The sequence below is a fragment of the Streptomyces liliiviolaceus genome (assembly GCF_018070025.1).
GTDB classification, from domain to species: domain Bacteria; phylum Actinomycetota; class Actinomycetes; order Streptomycetales; family Streptomycetaceae; genus Streptomyces; species Streptomyces liliiviolaceus.
On record NZ_JAGPYQ010000001.1, the window covers coordinates 4,299,884 to 4,315,973 of the forward strand.

Consider the following 16,090-nt stretch of genomic DNA (forward strand, 5'->3'; position numbering starts at 1 on the left):
CGGGTGTGTGGTGCTGCTGTTGGGGTTCGCGGCCGTGTGCTGTGCCGTACCGGCAGGGAACGCGATCAGTGCATACCTGGCGCTGACGACGGGTGGTCGGGGTGACGCGGGGATCGCTGAGGGCGGCAGTGCCGCGGACATCCCCGACCGGATGCTGAGCGCGTACAAGAAGGCCGTCCGGCAGGCCGGAACCTACGTGCCGGCGTGCCAGGGCTTACGCTGGCCGGTCCTGGCCGGCGTCGCCAAGGTCGAGTCGAACCACGCGGTGGGTCGGAGCATCGCCGCAAGCGGCGACATCCGCCCGAAGATCTACGGGGTGCTCCTCAACGGCTCCGGGCAGGGCGGGAACACCGCCGTCGTGCCGGACACCGACGGCGGCACTTGGGACGGCACCGCCGCGGGTGAGCGTGCGGTCGGCCCGTTCCAGTTCCTGCCCTCCACCTGGGAGGCTGTCGGAAAGGACGCAGGCGGCGACAAGGTGGCCGATCCGCACAACGCCGACGATGCCGCTCTCGGCGCCGCGGTCTACCTATGCGGCCAGGGCCGGGACCTGACCAGGCGTGCCCAGCTCACAGCCGCCCTGCTGCAGTACAACCACTCCAGCGCCTACGTCTCGAACGTGCTGGGCTGGATCGGTCAGTACACCGCGGCCGCCCACGATCCGGACCTGAAGAACGTGTCGGGGAAGGTCCGCACTGTCATCGAGGCGGCACTCGCCCAGCGGGGTGTCCCCTACGCGTGGGGCGGCGGCAACACCGCAGGCAAGTCGACCGGCATCTGCTGCTCGCCGAGCGGGAAGAGCGGCGCGCACATCGAGGGCTTCGACTGCTCGGGCCTGACCCAGTACGCGTACGCGAAAGCCGGTGTCCGCCTGCCGCGCACCGCGGCCGCCCAGGCAGGAGTCGGCCGGCGGATACCCGCCGGCCGCGGCACCGGTGCGCTCAGGCCCGGGGACCTCGTCTTCTACGCCACCGCTCCCGGACGCGATCAGACGATCTACCACGTCGGGATCTACCTGGGCAGCGGACAGATGATCAACGCCGCCCGCCCGGGGACCGTCGTGCGCCTCGACGCGGTCCGTGCCATGCCCGGCTACGCGGGCGGAGCGCGGCTGCTGTGACCACCACACCACCATCACCGCGCCTGCTGCTGGTGAGCTCACTCGTGCTCGCCGCCCTGGGCGTCGCCCTGCTGGGCCTGCCGCACGGCCCGCACCCATCGGCATCCGAGCCGTCGTCGGCCGCGACCGCGAAGCGGTCATCAGCGACTGCTGCACCCGCCGCCGACAAGACGGCCGACGGGCGTGCTCGCTCCGTGGCTCCCACTGCTCCCACCGGATCGGCGCCGCGGGTGCGGGAGCCGGCGCTGCCGCTGCTTGGCGAGGGGGTGGCCGGCGACCGGGTCGTCCAGCGGTCGCTGGAGACGGCCTGGCCCGCCGGCCTTCCCGTCCACGACGAACGGGAGTTGCTGGCCGCCGGCCGTGAACTGCTGCGTGCGGACGCCACCGGCGTCGGCCGTTCGCGGTGGCCCCTCGTCTTCCCCGGCCGCTCGGGTAGGGCGGTGGCCCCGGCGTTCGCCACCGCCCGCTTCCGCATCCAGGCCGCCATCGCACGTTCCAATGGCAGCCGCGACAGGGCGGTAGTGCACCTGGTGTGGGCGGGCACGGACCGCGGCGGCACCTTCACCGACCTGCGCATCACCGACTGGCACTTCACCCGCACCATGACGAAGGGATCACCGACGTGGACTCCGCTGCCCCCAACCTGACGGACCGTGCCATCGAACCGCTGAGCGGTGAAGTACTCGGCCTGGTCACCAGCCTGGCCAAGACTGCCGACTGGCTCTACGACCACTGGTACCTGCCCGCACTCGCCCTCTGCGTGTGCTGGGGCGGGGGCGAGATGCTGGTGCGTCATCTCGCCGCCCGGGCCTCGGCCCAGCGGATGGCCCTGGAACTGCGCTCCAGCCGCCACTTCGACCCAGGTCTGGAGGAGATCTTCCGCCGCGGCGTGCAGCTCGCCCGGGCGTCCACCTCCGTGCCCTGGTCGGCGCCCCGCCGGACGAAGACCGTCCAGATCCGGCTGCGCGCCGACGGCTCCCACCCGCTGCGCTACCGCATCGAGGGCCCGGCCGGCGGTGAACGGCTGCTGTCCATCACCCCGTTCGGGCCGGACGTCACCGTCCACCGCGCCCGGCCCATCACCGACAAGCCGCGTGAGCATGTGGTGCGGGCGGAGTTCATCCTCCGCGGCAAGACCACCGCTCCGCTGCGCGACGTCCCCCTGGCCCCTGATCCGCTCCAGCCGCTCGTCGACGCCGTGGCCGACCTGCGTGCCGAACTCGGCGACCTCGCCGAACTCCGGCTCGACATCCAGCGCGCCCCGAAACTGGTACTGCGGGCGCGCCGCCTGCAGCTGATGGGCGCCGCGCGCCGCACCGAACGCCGGGAGGCCCAGCGGGCCGCACGCTGGCTGCGCCAGGACGCCAGCGGCGTCGAAGACTCGATGGGCTGGCACCTGCAGCAGCTCCTCAGTGGCACGCCCGGCGCGCGGTCCGGACGACGGCTGGTGATGCCTCCGGTGCCCCGCCGGGTGGAACCGGCCGAAGCCCTGGGTAAACTCGCCGAGAACGACCACCTGGTCCGCGTCCAGCTCCTCGTCATGTGCGCCTCAAACATCGCCGGCCGCGCCCAGGCCCGGCTCGCCCAACTCCAGGCCGCTCTCGACGTGTTCGGCGGCCGCTCCCGGTGGGCCATGCGCGGATGGCGGATCGGACCGTGGCGGATCGGCGCGGACCACTGGCCCACCCGGCGCGGTTTCGAACGCCGCTGGGATCTGGGGCACTGCCAGCCGCCCCGCGCGAACTGGGTCAGGCTGGAAGAGATCACCGGTCTGCTCAAGCCCCCGACCGTGCACTGCCGTATGCCCATGTTCGCCGGGGACCTGCCCGCCTTCACGTTCGGGGATCCCGCGCTGCTGCTGCAGGGCCTCTACCGCGGCCCGGACGGCAGACCACGGCTGGTCGCCACCTACGCCGAGGAAACCCTCTTCGAGGTCGCCGTCGGCAAAGCGGGCGGCGGCAAAACCGAACGCGCCCTCGCGCAGGCGATCGGCTGGGCACACGCCGGCGGAGGACTGGTCTTCGTCGACCCGCACCGCGACTCCTGGCCCCGGGCCGCCCCGTTCCTGGCCCACGAGGATCTGATGGAACGGATCGCACTGTTCGACCTCAACGCCCTTGGCCCCCACCCGCGGTTGAGTTCGTGGAATCCGCTCGGCATGCACCACGGGCAGAGAGCGCACGAGGTCGTCGAAGCCGTCGCCGACGCCTACGCCTCCGTACTGGCCTGGGACGACGCCACAGCCCCCCGCGCACTCACCATCCTCACCGCCGCACTCACCGTCCTCGTCACTGTCAACGAGGCGGCCTGCCGGGCCGGCCGGCCCGAGGACCAGGCCACGCTCTTCCATGTCCGGGCCCTGCTCACCTCCGCCGCCTTCCGCCACGCTGCGCTCGCCGCGGTGGCAGAGCAGTTGGATGCGGAGACGCGGTCCTGGTGGCAGGCGGTGTTCCCGACCCTGCCGCCCGACGCGTTCGCCGTGGTCCTCAACCCGATCGCCCGCCTCGCCGCCAACCCCGTCACCCGGGCCTTCCTCGGCCAGCCCACCGGCGCCTACAACATCCGCACAGCCATGGACACCCGAAAGATCGTGTGGCTGTGCCCCGGCGGCAACGGGCCCACCGACCGGCTCGTGACCGCACTCCTCGCCCGCGACCTGCTCCGCGCCGCACGCTCACGACGCGACACCCCACAAGAGCGGCGAGTACCGTTCCGCCCCTACTTCGACGAACTGATCACACTGACCGGCGCGGCCCCGGAGACCATCGCCGCGATGTTCGAGGACTTCCGCAAGTACCGGTGCCACGTCCACGGCATGACGCAGTTGCTGGCCCGCCTGCCCACACCGGTCCGGCTGTCGCTGGTGCAGAACGCGTCCACGCTGGCTACCACCGCCGGCTCGATGTCCGCGATCGCACCCGTCACCGCCGAATGGGGCGATGACCCCAGCCCTCACCGGATCGCCACCATGGAGCGCTTCGAGCACTACGTGTCCATGAGCGTCCACGGACATCGCATCGGCCCCGTCCAACTGAGCGGGCCCCATCTCGACGACGTCTTCGCCGACTACGCCCGCCCGCAGGACGTCCCCGCACTGGAACAAGCCGCCCGCGCACGCGCCGGGGCCCTCCCCCTCAATGAGCTCACCGCCAGCGCCACCGCTCAGCTCGACCGCGTCACCACCCTCCTCACCGACCTCACCCCCACCGGAACCGGCCCCTCGGCGACGAAACAATACGAATAACAACCCAAAAACTCACACGCTATGCCTAATATTCCCAAACCCCTCGAATGTGACATTCAACCCGCCCCATGCACACGGACACCAGACAGGGCGTATCCCCGAGGCGTCACTACTCTCGCCGTACCACGATGCCTAGGAGAGACATCCGCCGTCGTCCAGACAGACCTGGAATTGCCGGCGGGCTTACAGTCCCTCACGAAATGGTGCGCCGCGGCTTGCGCTGTTCCAGGTGAGAGAAGAGTGCTCGGCCCTGCTGCCTGGGCCACGCGGCGGTCTGGAGACGCTGTTACCGCCGGTGTCGGATTCTCCTTCGCCGCGAAGTTCATTAAGTACCTGTACGGATAGAAGCCGTCCGCACAGGTAGCGAACGATGGACGCCATGACCACCACCCTCTGGATCGTGATCCTTCTCCTGGCCGCGCTCCTGGTTTCTGCCACTTCGACATGGACCGGGTCTCGGGTTCCACGGCACCGGCACAGGTCCCGGCTACGCCGCGTGATCTGCTTACCTCTCACAATCATCGTGGTGCTCGTCCTCGCAGCGTGCGGGCGCGCGACCAGTGCAAAGACCGTACACAGACTGGCTGGCAGCCCAGAAGCAGTGAAGGCACGCCAGGAGGCCGAGTTGGCGACCCGAAATACCATCGCCGTCTGGGACAGTGATACGCCGCTCACGCTAGGGCTCGTTGTTCTGGAGGATGTGTGCGTCGGCGGGAAAGCGAAAGAGTGGTTCTTTCACACAGGTGACGACCAGTACAAGATCCGCTGCATAATGTCCGTCACGGCCTACTTCGGTGCAGACCCCCAAAGCATGGCGGACACCATAGACGGAATCCTTACCGCAGGAGACCGCACAGGACCCCCCATCCCTTTCAACCACGACTTCCAGTACGCGCGCACAGTCGTCGAGTACTACCGCGGCAAAACAGGCGACCCTCAAGGGCCAGGTACCGGCGAACCGACCGGGCTGTTCAGTGCAGGCACCATCGAGGTCAGCTGGGACCAGATACGCGGCGGGCAAACGTCTCAGCTCATCGAGGAACCAAGGCCGTGCCCCCCTCATGATCCGCCGGAACGACGGTGCCTCAACGAGCCGACTTCTACCAGCGTGTCCGAGCTGCGCCGCACGTACGGGATGGTCTTCAGAATCACCCTCCCCGTCAAGGAATACTTCACTCTCCGGAAGTAGCCAAGCCGGGGCTCACGACCCGGCAGCGGCAGCGTCTCAGGAGCAGGCCCGCCACGACAGCCGTTGAGGTACAAGGACCGAAGCCCTCGCAGCCACTGGGTTCGACGACGTCGTGGTGGGCAACCACTGGAACGGCGACAGGGTCCAGATCGCGTTCGGGTCGGCCCCTGGCCTGTCCACGGAGCGCGTACAGACCTTCGACCAGGACCTGCCCGGCTTCCCCGGCGTGGAGGAGAAGGGCGACGGGATCGGCTCCAGGGTCTCGATGGCAGACGTCAACGGTGAGAGCTTCGGCGACATCGCGCTCGGCATCCCGGGCGAGGACATCGGCGACATCACCGATGCCGGGTCCGTCACCCTGGCCCCCGGCAGCGCCTCCGGTGGCACGGACGCTGGCACGCAAACCTTCCACCAGGACACCGCCGGGGTACCCGGAGACGCCGAGAACGACGACCAGTTCGGCGTGAGCAGCGCGCTCCTGGACGTCAAGGGCGACGGCCATCTGGATTTCGCGGCCGGCTCCACTGCCGAGAACGGCGCGGTCTGGGTGCTGAACGGCACGGCGACCGGCCTCACGGTCACGTCGTCCCTCGCGTTCGGCGCCGGCGACCTCTCGGCGCCCGCCACGGGCGCCCGCTTCGGCGCAGAGCGAGCCGATCGGGCAGCGGGGGGCCGGTGGGGCGGCCTGGCGCCGCCCCACCGTCGAGTCCGGCTGGGGCGCGCCGGCTTCGGCCGAGGTGCACGGGCCGCCTCACCGCCTCGGTACAGGTGTGTCGGCACGAACATCCGCAGCACCGCAGGCAGCACGACCACCGAAGGGCCGGGCGTGGCAGGGAACTTGGCGAGGACGGGCGCCTGTCGCCGAGGCTCGACCGCTGAACCATCAGGCTGATGCCCATGGTCTGAGGTCCGAAGCGCTGGACGGACTCGGGCAGGTCCAGTGCGAGGGAGCGCGGCGTTCGCTGGGCGTTCAGCCGGGAGGGGGCGGCGTGCTCAATCTGTGGTCCTCACGCTGAGCTACCCACTCATTTGTGGCCTGCGCCACACCTTTCGAGGCGACCAGGAGTGTCTATATCGGCTTGCCGATTTACCATCTCACAGACGCCCCAGTATATGTCGCTATTGGCCATTTGGTTCGCTGTCTCTGCTGGGATGCCGAGCGTGGGTTCCCTAGCCTCGAACTACACAGGCACAGCGGGCCTGTTGAACCCGTTCGATCCGACATCCTCGCCGTTTACCCGGCGGACGGATCACAGCCGGCGGCAAAGCTGCCGTAGGGGGCCATCGTGGCACGCGAGCAACGTCATCAGCGGAGACGCCCCATTCACACGTGGCACCGTGTCCGTGTGCTGGCCCTCGCGGGCAGTTGCCTCACTGCGTGCAGTCTGTCCGGCAACAGCACGGACGGCTCGCCGTCCCAACCATCCACCTGGGCGCCGAACACCGTGCCGTCGCACTCCCCTTCACCGACCGACGCGAAAGCCGTCGAGGAGAAGGCCCTCCTGGATGCCTATCGCCACTACTGGGCCGAACAGGTCAAGGCCTACAGGACCGGCACCATCAGGGGAACTGCCCTGCCGAAGTACGCCGTGGGTGAGGCCTTGGCCCGGGTCGAAGGCGACCTGCAGACGATGAGGGACATCGGCGTCGTCGCAGCCGGGGCTCCTCGCAGCGACGTCCGCGTAACTCGGCTGAATCTGCAGGCCAGGGTTCCCTCGGCGGCCCTCACGGACTGTCTCGACATCTCTGCCTGGAAGCGGCTGTACCGCAGCACCTGCAGGGAAGTGCCAACGCCCACTGGGCACATCGATCACTACCGGACTGACGTAACAGCGGAGAAGTGGGGGAAGCAGTGGAAGATCCTCAGCGCAACGCCGCAGCAGCAGCAGGAGTGCGCCACTGGCTGATCAGGGCTGCTGCCCTGCTCGGGTCTGCCGGTCTGTTCGCCGTCGGGGTGCCGGCCCCTCCGGTCTTCGCCGCGCCGCCCGACGGCGGCGGTGTGTGCCGTAAGCACACGGACACCTGGGTGTCCGTGTGCGCCAACGACGCAACCCAGCACGCGGGCTCCTCCGCCGCATCCAGCCAGCCGGGCCACACGAGAGCCTCGAAGGCCGTGCCGCCGCCGTGCTCGGTGCAGAGGCTGGTGCCTCAGCCACCGACGAACAGCGTGCTGTGGCAGGGACACCAGCCGGGCGACGGCGGCGTGTACACGCGCATCTGCCCGGTGGCCGCCTCCGGATCCCAGGCTGTCGGCGGGCTCAGCATGGCAGCGTTCGACACCTTCTGGGCGGCCGCCGCCCCCGCGCCCGCCATGGATCCCCGTGTCCTGGCCCAGCAGGCCGTCGACAAGATGCTGCTCCAGGGACCGGACATCGACATCAGTCCCAGACCTGGCGGCACGGGCCTCGTGGGCATGCCGGTGTGGATGGCCGTGGACGAGTCGCAGACGACCTGGGGGCCGAACACGGCGAGCGCTTCGGCCGGCAGGGTCACCGTGACCGCAACGGCGAAGGTGGCGAGGGTCGTGTGGGCGATGGGTGACGGCTCCTCGGTCACCTGCACAGGTCCTGGCACGGTCTACCGGACGTCGTATGGCCTGAAGGCTTCGCCGGACTGCGGACACGTCTACACCCGGCCGTCGGCCGACACATCCGGTGGCACGTACACGGTCACTGCGACGTCGACCTGGGTCATCGACTGGCAGGGCGGCGGCGCGAGCGGCCAGCTGACCGAGATCCGCACCTCCTCGGTGACGGTGGCCATCGTCGAGTCGCAGGCCGTCAATTCGTAGACGTCGCACGCTATCGAAGGGCCGCAGCCATGATGGACAGCACTCGGACCGCTTTCGCGCCGCGTCATGACGCACAGCGGCCACCCGACCTGCCCGTCAGCACTGGCACGAAGAAGCGATCAGGCCGCAGGTGGTCGGTGCCCGTTCTGCTGATGCTGGTGACGCTGATCGGCGCGCTCGGTGGTGCGGTCGTCGTGGCACGAGCCGGAAACCGGGTCGATGTCCTCGCCGTCGCGCGGGATGTCCCGGTCGGCCAGCAGGTCACCGCACGGGACGTGAAGGTCGTGTCGTTCGCGGACGATCCCGGCTTGTCTCCGATCCCCGCCACCCAGCGCGCCTCGGTCGTAGGCCAGCGCGCAGCAGTTGACCTGCACCCCGGTGAGCTGTTCACCCGCAAGCAACTGCGGGTGCGCGGCGGGCTGGGAGACACCGATCAGGTGGTCGGCGTCGAACTCAAGCGGGGCTTCGTGCCGCGCGACGAGCTGCGGCCGGGCGACAAGGTAGCCGCCGTAGTCCTTCCCGCCCAGGGAACGGACACGGGATCTACGGGATCTGGGGTCACGGGGAGCGAAGCCCCGGACACGATCGACGCGACGGTGAAGTCGGTCGGCACCCCGGACTCGACCGGCGCCCTGGTCGTCAACCTGGCGGTGGCGCCCGCGGACGGTCCCCTGCTGGCGACGAATGCGGCGGCCAAGCAGATCGCGCTCGTACGGCAGCCCCGGCAGAGTGGAAGCTGACTGTGACTCTGATCGTTTTGGTGTCCGCGAAGTCGGACGGCGCGACGACGTCGGCGGCGGCCCTGGCCCTGGCCAGCCGCAGGCCGGTGCTGTTCGCCGAGCTCGACATGGCCGGCGGATCCCTGCGCCACGGGCTCCTGCGCGACGTGACCCGCGGGGAACATGGCGAACGCCTGGACGGGACCATCGGCTTGCACCGCCTGCCGCAGGCCGACTGGGAACGCGCCAGCGCCGAGCAGGACTTCGCCCCGCACGTCGCGCAGCACCTGTGGCCGCTGGACGACAGCGACTACCGGACGGCGCTGCCCGGCTTGACCGATCCCCGGCAGGCCGCCTCCTTGACCTCGACCTGGCCGACTCTGCTCAACGTCCTGCAGCTGACAGACCAGCAGTTGGGCTGGGACGTCCTGGTCGACGGCGGGCGGATCGTGCTCGACGGCGGCCACCTGCACCCGGTCCTGACCCCTGCACCCGTGCTGCGGGAAGCCGATCTGGTGCTGCTGGTGGTCCGCACGACCGAGGCGTCCCAGGCGCTCGCCCATCCGATGGTGCGCGCGCTGCAGGACGACCTCGCCGCGCAGGGAACCAGCGCCCGGGCCCTGGGGCTGCTCGTACTCGGCGAGGGCTACCGGCCCGGCGATGTCACCCGGGGCCTGGAGGCGCCGGTGCTGGCGGCTCTGCCGTGGGACGAGGCGGCCGCCGCCTGGCTGCGCACCGGCGGACGGATACCGCGGGGAGTGACCCGTTCGAGACTGATGCGCGCCGCCCGGGACGCCATGGAGCCGCTGCGGGAGTACGCCGACCGGCGGCGCCTGCACCTGCAGATGCGGCAGGTGCAGGCGGCCAACCCAGCAGTGCAGCAGATCGTCCACCAGCTCGGACAGCGGGCGGTGCGACATGACTGAGCAGCCAGGCCTAGGCGGAGTCAACAAACGAGACGTGGCCACCCGGTTGGGAGGTCTGCTGGCCGACCACGCCGCAGCCCGCCCGCCCGCGCATCCTCCGCATCCGGTTCCTGCTCCGGTGCTCCCGGCATCGTCGGGAGGTCCTGCTCCGATGGTTCCGGCATCGTTGGGAGGTCCGGGACAGGTGCATGCCCCGCCGGGGGCCGGTCCTGCCAATATCACCGCGCCGGCTGCGCTGCCCGGAGCTCTTCCAGTGCCCTGGGGCGAAATCACTCAGCTGCGGCAGCAGGTCGCCGAGGACGTCGACCCGGTCAAGAAGGACCGGCGCCAGACCGGTGCCCCGCTGGCTGCCAAGGACCTGGAGGAGGCCGTGCGCGCGAGGGTGCGCTCCCGGGTCGCCCAGTGGGCCCAAAAGTGGTCGCTGACGAACCCGCCGCTGTCGGGCGAGGAGTTGGAGCGCGTCCGCACCGAGGTGTTCAACCTGATCTTCCTGGCAGGTGCGCTGCAGCGGATCCTTGACCGGCCGGGTGTGGAGGACGTCCTGGTCGACGGCGCCTGGATGTACATCGACTCCCACGGCACACCACGGGAACGGGTCCGCTCGCCGTTCTCCGGCAGGGCGCAGGCTGTGGAGTGGGTCAACCAGATGGCCGCGACGTCCGGGCATGGTGAGCGGCTGCTGTCGTACGCCACCGGCACAGTGGAGTTCGATCTGCCGGACGGCTCGCGTGTGGCGGCCACGCTGCTGACCGACGACGTGACGATCGCGATCCGCCGCCACGTGGCGGAAGCGGCCACCCTCGCCGACCTGGAGGCGTGGGGTGCCGTCGACACGGTCGTCGCCTCGTTCCTGTCCGCGGCGGTGAAAGCCGGACTGTCCATCATCATCGCGGGCGACATGGCGACGGGGAAGACCACGTTGATGCGGGCCCTGGGCCGTGAAGTCCCCGCGCATGAACGGCTGGCGACGCTGGAGAGCGAACCGGAGCTGCGGCTGAACTACGACGCCCCGGACCGGCACGCGCACGTGCTGGCTTTCCGCACCCGGCAGGGCAACGGCGAAAAGGGCGCCGCCGGGCAGGTCACGCTCGCCGACCTGGTGCCCGTCTCGCTGCGGTACAAGGCCACCCGGGTCATGGTCGGCGAGGTCCGCGGCCAGGAGGCGGTGGCCATGCTGGAGGCGATGATCGCGGGCGGTGCGGGCTCGATGTGCACGCTGCACGCCAAGGACCCCGAGGCCGTCATCGGCCGGTTGATGGTGCCGCTGGCCCGGGCCGGGCTCAGCGACCAGGCCTCCTACCGGCTGATTGGCGCGGCCATCGATCTGATCGTGTACGTCGACGCGATCGACGAGACCGACCGGGGCGGCACGGTGCACCGGTTCGTCTCCCACGTGTGGGAGACGGCCGGCCGCGGCGAAGGCGGCGGTGTGGCGTTGTCGCAGCTCTTCGCGCCGCGCGAGGACGAGGGCGAGATGCGCGCAATGCCTACCCGGACGCCGATGAACGAGCGCCGGATGCGCAAGCTAGAACGTAAGGGCTTCCACCGGCGCTGGCTGGTCGACTACCCAAGCGGACAGTGGCGGCCGCTGCACCGGGCGGGAGGTGCCGCATGATCTCTTCCTACCTGTCCGCCCTCGGCATGTTCGCCGGCGTGGTGGTGGCCCTGGGCCTGACCGGGATCGTCGCCGCACTGCGCGGCTGGCGGCCCGCCACACGGCGGTCCCGGCGCGGCCGGATACGGGGCCGCCTGGTGCGGGCGGTTGAGGAGTTGCCGCCCGGCTGGCGGGACAACTACCGGCTGCTGCTGGCCGGGGCGGCGGGCGCGGGTGCCCTGATGTGGGCGGTCACGGGATGGCCCGTGCACGGGCTGCTCGCCTTCGCGGCGGTGGCCGGGCTGCCGTTCGTGCTGTATCCGGGTGGTTCGGGCCGTGCGGAGATAGCCCGGCTGGAGGCGATCGCGGAGTGGCTGCAGCAGCTCGCCAGTGTGCGGGCCGGCGGTAAGCCGCTGGAGGCCACGATCGTGGATCTGGACACGGTCCCTGCGCTGTTGGAGCGGCCCGTCGGCCGGCTGGCCGACCGGCTGAGGTCCGGGATGCCGGCGCGGCGCGCCTACCGTGAACTGGCCGATGACCTCGGCAGCCGGATCGGCGACGACATCGCCCAGTTGTTCATTGATCACCTCACCAGTCGCGGCCCGGGCCTGGCACGCGCGCTGTCCGCACAGGCCGCCCTTGTGGCCCGGCAGAGCGCGGATCTGCGGGACATCGACGCCGAACGCGCCAAGGCCCGTTCCGAGGCCCGGCGGGTGTCCCTGTTCGCGATCACCGTAGTCACGGTGATCCTCGTCAACGGCTCCTACGCACAGCCGTTCGCGACCCCTTCCGGCCAGCTCGGGCTGCTGGTGGTGGGGGTGCTGTTCGTCGCATCGCTGCTGTGGCTGCGCCGCATGGCCGTGCTGGAGGACGAGCCGCGCACCCTGCTCACCGCCGAGGAACGGGCGAAGGAGATAGAAGGTGAGGAGGCATGAGTGTGTCCGCCCCCGGCATGATGCTGGGCGCCGTGACCGCGCTCGGTGGCACGCTCGCGGTGCGCAGCCTGCTGCCCCAGCGGACCCCGCTCGATCAGGTCCTGGACCGTACGCACGCTCCGGCCCCACGTGCCGCGTCCACGAGGAGGGTGGCGAAGGGGTCCGCGGGGTGGGCGGAGCGGGTCGGTGCCCGGCTGATGGAGACCGATGCGTTCGTGACCCGGCTGCCCGCCCGGGACCTGAGCCTGCTGAAGATGGCTCCCGCCTCACTGCTGGGCCGCTGCGCCCTGTATGCGCTGGGCGGGTTCCTCATCCCGCAGTGGATCCTGTTTCTGCTGCGGGTGGGCGGGCTGGCGTTGCCGTTCGTCATTCCGGCGGCCGCCGGGGTGGGCGTCGCCTTGTTCATGGTGGTCAAGTGCCTGGACGACGTCCGTGACCAGGCCACCGACGCACGCCGTGAGTACCGCTACTACATCGCGTCCGTGCTGGAGCGCGTCGCCCTGGCCCGCAACTCCGATGCCGGCGCGGCCGAGGCTCTCGCCCGGGCCGTGGAGTCGGGGGACGGCCCTGCCGCGGTCCGTATCCGGGACACCGTCGAGCACGCCCGCCTCGCCGGCCTCAGCCCGTGGGATGCGCTCGGCCGGCTCGGCGCCGAGCTCGGCGTGCCCGACATCGCCCGCCTGTCGGCCAGCTTGTCTCTCGCCGGTGAGGAACAGGCCGCGGTCTACGACCAGTTGGGAGCCCAGGCCGAGGTCGTACGGCGGGGTCTGCTCGCGGACCGCAAGGAGAGGGCGAACGTGGCCACGGAGAAGATGCATGTGCCGTCGCTGGCGATCGTCTTCCTGATGGCCGTCTTGCTTCTGGCCCCGGCCCTCGTCCGCATCTTGTCGTTCTGACCTGCACCCACTGCTGCGTCGAGTGAGCGCCATGAACCTCAGGAGGAAACCATGCACACCGTACGAAGCCGCTTCTGCCGTCTGCTGGACGCGCTGCGCCGGCACGGCGCCGTGGCCCGGGCTCAGGTGCAGGACCGTGGCGCTTCGGCCACCGAGTGGGCTCTGATCCTTGTTGCCGGGGGAACGATGGTCGGCGTCGTGTACGCCGCGGCCAACACCACGGTCGGCGAGAAGGCCGCCCAGATACTGGGCTTTTGACCATGCCGGCGACACGCGTACGGCCGCAGTCGTACCTCGCCGGCAGACCGTGGTGGAGGCAGGATCGCGGCTCCACCGCCTTGGACATGTCGATGGTCGTCCCCCTCGCGTTCCTGCTGCTGTTCACCCTCATCCAGGGCGGTCTCTGGTTCCACGGCCGGTCGGTGGCGCACCACGCAGCCCAGGAGGCCGTGGACGCGCAGCGGGCCTACAACGCCGCACCGGGCGCGGGCAAGGCGGCGGCCGCCGCATTCCTGGCCCGGATGGGCGGCTCCCTGAACGGCGCGTCTGTACAGGTCCGCGATGACGGCGAGACCGTCAGCGTCTCCGTGGAGGGCAGCGTGATCAATCTGGTGCCGGGATGGAGCGGGCACGTCCACCAGAGCGTGAAGGCTCCCGTCGAGAAGTTCCGGCCATGACCTGCCGAGGGCGGTGGCCCAGCCGGTGGGATCGTGATCGTGACTGCGGAAGTGCCGCGCTGACCACAGCCATCTTCGTGCCCGTGGCACTGATGCTGATCGGCTTGACGATCGCCTGCGGGCGAGTGGCGCTGGCCGAGGGCGCCGCCGACGCGGCCGCCAGGGATGCCGCGCGCACCGCGTCCCTGGCCGGCGACCCGGCGTTAGGCGAGGCGGCCGCGCGGCGGGCCGCGCAGAGCAGTCTGGCCACCTCAGGCATCCGCTGCGCCGCGATCCGCGTCGAGTTGGACACCAGCGGACTCGCCGCGCCAGTCGGGCAGGCCGCCCGGGTGACGGCCACCGTCTCGTGCACCGCGCCGCTGAGCGAACTGGCGCTGCCCGGCGTCGCCGGGTCGAAAACGCTCACCAGCAGGAGGACGTCCGTCGTGGACACCTGGTCAAGCAGAGGCGATGGGTTGGCAAGTTCTGAAGTGTCGTGGAGTACGAACCGACGTGTGGGGGCTGAGCAGTGACCGCGCGGGAATGCTTGCGTTCATGCATCGCGAGTCGAGCGTGTTCGAGCTTTTGCTTGGCAGATTGCCCGCGCTGTGAGCCAGATAATCTCGAACTCTCCGGCGGTAAGGTCTTGCGGTTCGTGTGCGTCCCACTCGTGGACGGGAACCTCCGCTGTGGCACCGAACATCGCTTCGTAGTCTGCGAGGGTTCCAGCCTGCCGGGCAGCTTCCCATTCGGCCGACGCGACTGCGGTGACGGGTTTCTCGAGGGGGCCTTGGAGTTCGACCTGACGGGTGACCCAGCCGTCGGCATCGACCTCGAAGTAGAACCAGGTGTTGTCCTCGGCCCAGTAGCTGCGGAACCAGCGCGTCATGCCGTCATTGTCCCGGATGGCGTGGCGGCGGCCTCGTCACAGGTCCTGCGTCCAGATCCCCACGGGGTGTTCGTCGGGGGGCAGCGACAGGCGGGGCTGGAGTTCCAGGAGGTCCTGTCCACCGGGCTGCCAGGGGAAGGATCCGTCGCGGTTGGGCCAGACGACCTGGAGGAACGGGAACGGTGGCTTGCGGTAGTAGCTGATCGCGGTGCCGAAGAACGCCTTGTACCAGCGGTAGTCGACGGGTTTGAGGACGACCGGGACGTTCGCGACGTCATGCCGCTCATGGTCGGCTTCCAGCAGCTGCCCCTCACTGGCCCGCTTCGCAAGGTCGTTGAGGAGTGCCTGCATCCCCAAAATGTCCAGGCCGAACAGTGCCAGCTCGGGTATCCGGTGCTGGTGCCACAGGCCGATGGTGTAGGCCCAGCCCGGCCCCTGGTCGTCGGCGGGAATCATCATGACCTGCCAGCCGTGCTGATGGATGGTGTCGACGGTCGACTGGGTACGGGGGTCCAGTTCGTTGACGTCCTGGCAGACGACGCAGTGGCAGGCGGTGTGACCGGCGGGCATAGCCGTGAGGTTACGGGGATGGGTTGGCCGCAGGGGCGGCGGGAGGGGCTTGGTCACTTCGACGGGGTGGCGATGGCTGCCGAACTGGCGACTTCTCCGACACGGGGTGGCACATGACCAGGTGGCGTCGGCGCCTTCGCCTGCACGGCAGTTGCCAGGACCGGGGCGGGCTGGAGCTGTTTTACGCGGGCACCGTGCTGATCGCGTTCCTGATCATCGGCCTGGTCGTCGACGGCGGGCTGGCCCTGAACCGTATGTCCGAGGCTGACTACCTCGCGCAGGAGGCCACCCGGGCTGGCGCCCAGCAGATCGATCCGGGACAGGCCATCACCGGGGAGGCCCTCGTGGTCGACCCGGACGCCGCACAGGCAGCCGCCCGCGCCTTCCTCCGTCGTGAGGGCGTCGACGGTGACGTCGCGGTCGCCGAGGACGGGCAGAGCCTGACGGTGACCGTGCACGCCACCTACCAGCCCTACTTCGCGTCCCTGATCGGCGTCGGCGAGGTGCCGCTGACGGGACACGGCGCTGCCACCCTGCTCCACCGCCCCGGAGGCTGACCCG

Annotated in this window: 17 protein-coding genes and 1 pseudogene; 16 read left to right on the forward strand and 2 right to left on the reverse strand. The window is 70.1% G+C overall.

All coding sequences use genetic code 11. The features are described 5' to 3' along the window. Positions 1-10: 10 nt before the first annotated feature. The 15 genes and pseudogenes from J8N05_RS18835 to J8N05_RS18905 all read left to right on the forward strand — a co-directional run bounded on the left by J8N05_RS18835 (position 11) and on the right by J8N05_RS18905 (position 14,603). On the forward strand, positions 11-1,120 hold the full coding sequence (locus J8N05_RS18835) for a C40 family peptidase (RefSeq protein WP_247706327.1): 1,110 nt from the start codon (positions 11-13) through the stop codon (positions 1,118-1,120). Continuing rightward, complete coding sequence (locus tag J8N05_RS18840; protein ID WP_210884259.1) at positions 1,117-1,767, forward strand: hypothetical protein; 651 nt, start codon at positions 1,117-1,119, stop codon at positions 1,765-1,767. The genes J8N05_RS18835 and J8N05_RS18840 overlap by 4 nt, the downstream gene beginning before the upstream one ends. Beyond that, entirely contained in the window at positions 1,743-4,364 is a 2,622-nt protein-coding gene (locus J8N05_RS18845; RefSeq protein ID WP_210884260.1) for an ATP/GTP-binding protein, read from the forward strand. Before J8N05_RS18840 ends, J8N05_RS18845 begins: the two co-directional genes overlap by 25 nt. A 379-nt stretch (positions 4,365-4,743) precedes the next feature. Continuing rightward, a complete protein-coding gene (locus J8N05_RS18850) occupies positions 4,744-5,553 on the forward strand; it encodes a hypothetical protein (RefSeq protein ID WP_210884262.1) in 810 nt (269 codons plus the stop codon). Positions 5,554-5,650: 97 nt separating this feature from the next. After that, a pseudogene (locus tag J8N05_RS18855) lies at positions 5,651-6,199 on the forward strand (hypothetical protein); the annotation flags it as partial. A gap of 799 nt (positions 6,200-6,998) precedes the next feature. Beyond that, a complete protein-coding gene (locus tag J8N05_RS18860; RefSeq protein ID WP_210884263.1) occupies positions 6,999-7,460 on the forward strand; it encodes a hypothetical protein in 462 nt (153 codons plus the stop codon). Next, a complete protein-coding gene (locus J8N05_RS47345) occupies positions 7,406-8,344 on the forward strand; it encodes an ATP/GTP-binding protein (RefSeq protein ID WP_247706328.1) in 939 nt (312 codons plus the stop codon). Before J8N05_RS18860 ends, J8N05_RS47345 begins: the two co-directional genes overlap by 55 nt. Positions 8,345-8,481: 137 nt before the next feature. Beyond that, complete coding sequence (locus J8N05_RS18870; protein ID WP_210884264.1) at positions 8,482-9,084, forward strand: SAF domain-containing protein; 603 nt, start codon at positions 8,482-8,484, stop codon at positions 9,082-9,084. 2 nt (positions 9,085-9,086) lie between these two features. Beyond that, entirely contained in the window at positions 9,087-9,989 is a 903-nt protein-coding gene (locus J8N05_RS18875) for a hypothetical protein (protein ID WP_210884266.1), read from the forward strand. A gap of 253 nt (positions 9,990-10,242) precedes the next feature. Then, entirely contained in the window at positions 10,243-11,604 is a 1,362-nt protein-coding gene (locus tag J8N05_RS18880; protein WP_210884268.1) for a CpaF family protein, read from the forward strand. Then, complete coding sequence (locus J8N05_RS18885; RefSeq protein WP_210884272.1) at positions 11,601-12,518, forward strand: type II secretion system F family protein; 918 nt, start codon at positions 11,601-11,603, stop codon at positions 12,516-12,518. Before J8N05_RS18880 ends, J8N05_RS18885 begins: the two co-directional genes overlap by 4 nt. Continuing rightward, on the forward strand, positions 12,515-13,414 hold the full coding sequence (locus tag J8N05_RS18890) for a type II secretion system F family protein (RefSeq protein ID WP_210884273.1): 900 nt from the start codon (positions 12,515-12,517) through the stop codon (positions 13,412-13,414). Before J8N05_RS18885 ends, J8N05_RS18890 begins: the two co-directional genes overlap by 4 nt. A gap of 51 nt (positions 13,415-13,465) precedes the next feature. Next, entirely contained in the window at positions 13,466-13,672 is a 207-nt protein-coding gene (locus J8N05_RS18895) for a DcrB/PsbP domain-containing protein (RefSeq protein WP_210884275.1), read from the forward strand. 2 nt (positions 13,673-13,674) lie between these two features. Continuing rightward, positions 13,675-14,091, forward strand: a complete 417-nt coding sequence (locus tag J8N05_RS18900; protein ID WP_210884277.1) for a TadE family protein — start codon at positions 13,675-13,677, stop codon at positions 14,089-14,091. After that, the gene (locus J8N05_RS18905) at positions 14,088-14,603 is read left to right on the forward strand and encodes a TadE/TadG family type IV pilus assembly protein (RefSeq protein ID WP_210884285.1); all 516 of its coding nucleotides are present in this window, start codon (positions 14,088-14,090) and stop codon (positions 14,601-14,603) included. Before J8N05_RS18900 ends, J8N05_RS18905 begins: the two co-directional genes overlap by 4 nt. 20 nt (positions 14,604-14,623) lie before the next feature. Here the strand turns inward: J8N05_RS18905 and J8N05_RS18910 are convergent, their stop codons facing one another. Then, positions 14,624-14,959 (reverse strand): hypothetical protein, encoded by a 336-nt coding sequence (locus J8N05_RS18910; RefSeq protein ID WP_210884287.1) that lies wholly within the window; start codon positions 14,957-14,959, stop codon positions 14,624-14,626. Between the two features lie 36 nt (positions 14,960-14,995). Continuing rightward, positions 14,996-15,529, reverse strand: a complete 534-nt coding sequence (locus tag J8N05_RS18915) for a DUF4262 domain-containing protein (protein ID WP_210884289.1) — start codon at positions 15,527-15,529, stop codon at positions 14,996-14,998. A 113-nt stretch (positions 15,530-15,642) separates the two neighbouring features. Here J8N05_RS18915 and J8N05_RS18920 point away from each other — a divergent pair, with 113 nt between their 5' ends. Further along, positions 15,643-16,086, forward strand: a complete 444-nt coding sequence (locus J8N05_RS18920; protein WP_210884291.1) for a hypothetical protein — start codon at positions 15,643-15,645, stop codon at positions 16,084-16,086. Positions 16,087-16,090 lie beyond the last annotated feature (4 nt).

Excerpts from the sequence above, each read along its gene's own strand:
- J8N05_RS18890 (WP_210884273.1), top strand. The coding sequence starts at position 12,515 with ATGAGTGTGTCCGCCCCCGGCATGATGCTGGGCGCCGTGACCGCGCTC.
- J8N05_RS18850 (WP_210884262.1), top strand. The coding sequence starts at position 4,744 with ATGACCACCACCCTCTGGATCGTGATCCTTCTCCTGGCCGCGCTCCTG.
- J8N05_RS18920 (WP_210884291.1), top strand. The coding sequence starts at position 15,643 with ATGACCAGGTGGCGTCGGCGCCTTCGCCTGCACGGCAGTTGCCAGGAC.
- J8N05_RS18885 (WP_210884272.1), top strand. The coding sequence starts at position 11,601 with ATGATCTCTTCCTACCTGTCCGCCCTCGGCATGTTCGCCGGCGTGGTG.
- J8N05_RS18900 (WP_210884277.1), top strand. The coding sequence starts at position 13,675 with ATGCCGGCGACACGCGTACGGCCGCAGTCGTACCTCGCCGGCAGACCG.
- J8N05_RS18915 (WP_210884289.1), bottom strand. The coding sequence starts at position 15,529 with ATGCCCGCCGGTCACACCGCCTGCCACTGCGTCGTCTGCCAGGACGTC.
- J8N05_RS18905 (WP_210884285.1), top strand. The coding sequence starts at position 14,088 with ATGACCTGCCGAGGGCGGTGGCCCAGCCGGTGGGATCGTGATCGTGAC.
- J8N05_RS18895 (WP_210884275.1), top strand. The coding sequence starts at position 13,466 with ATGCACACCGTACGAAGCCGCTTCTGCCGTCTGCTGGACGCGCTGCGC.
- J8N05_RS18910 (WP_210884287.1), bottom strand. The coding sequence starts at position 14,959 with ATGACGCGCTGGTTCCGCAGCTACTGGGCCGAGGACAACACCTGGTTC.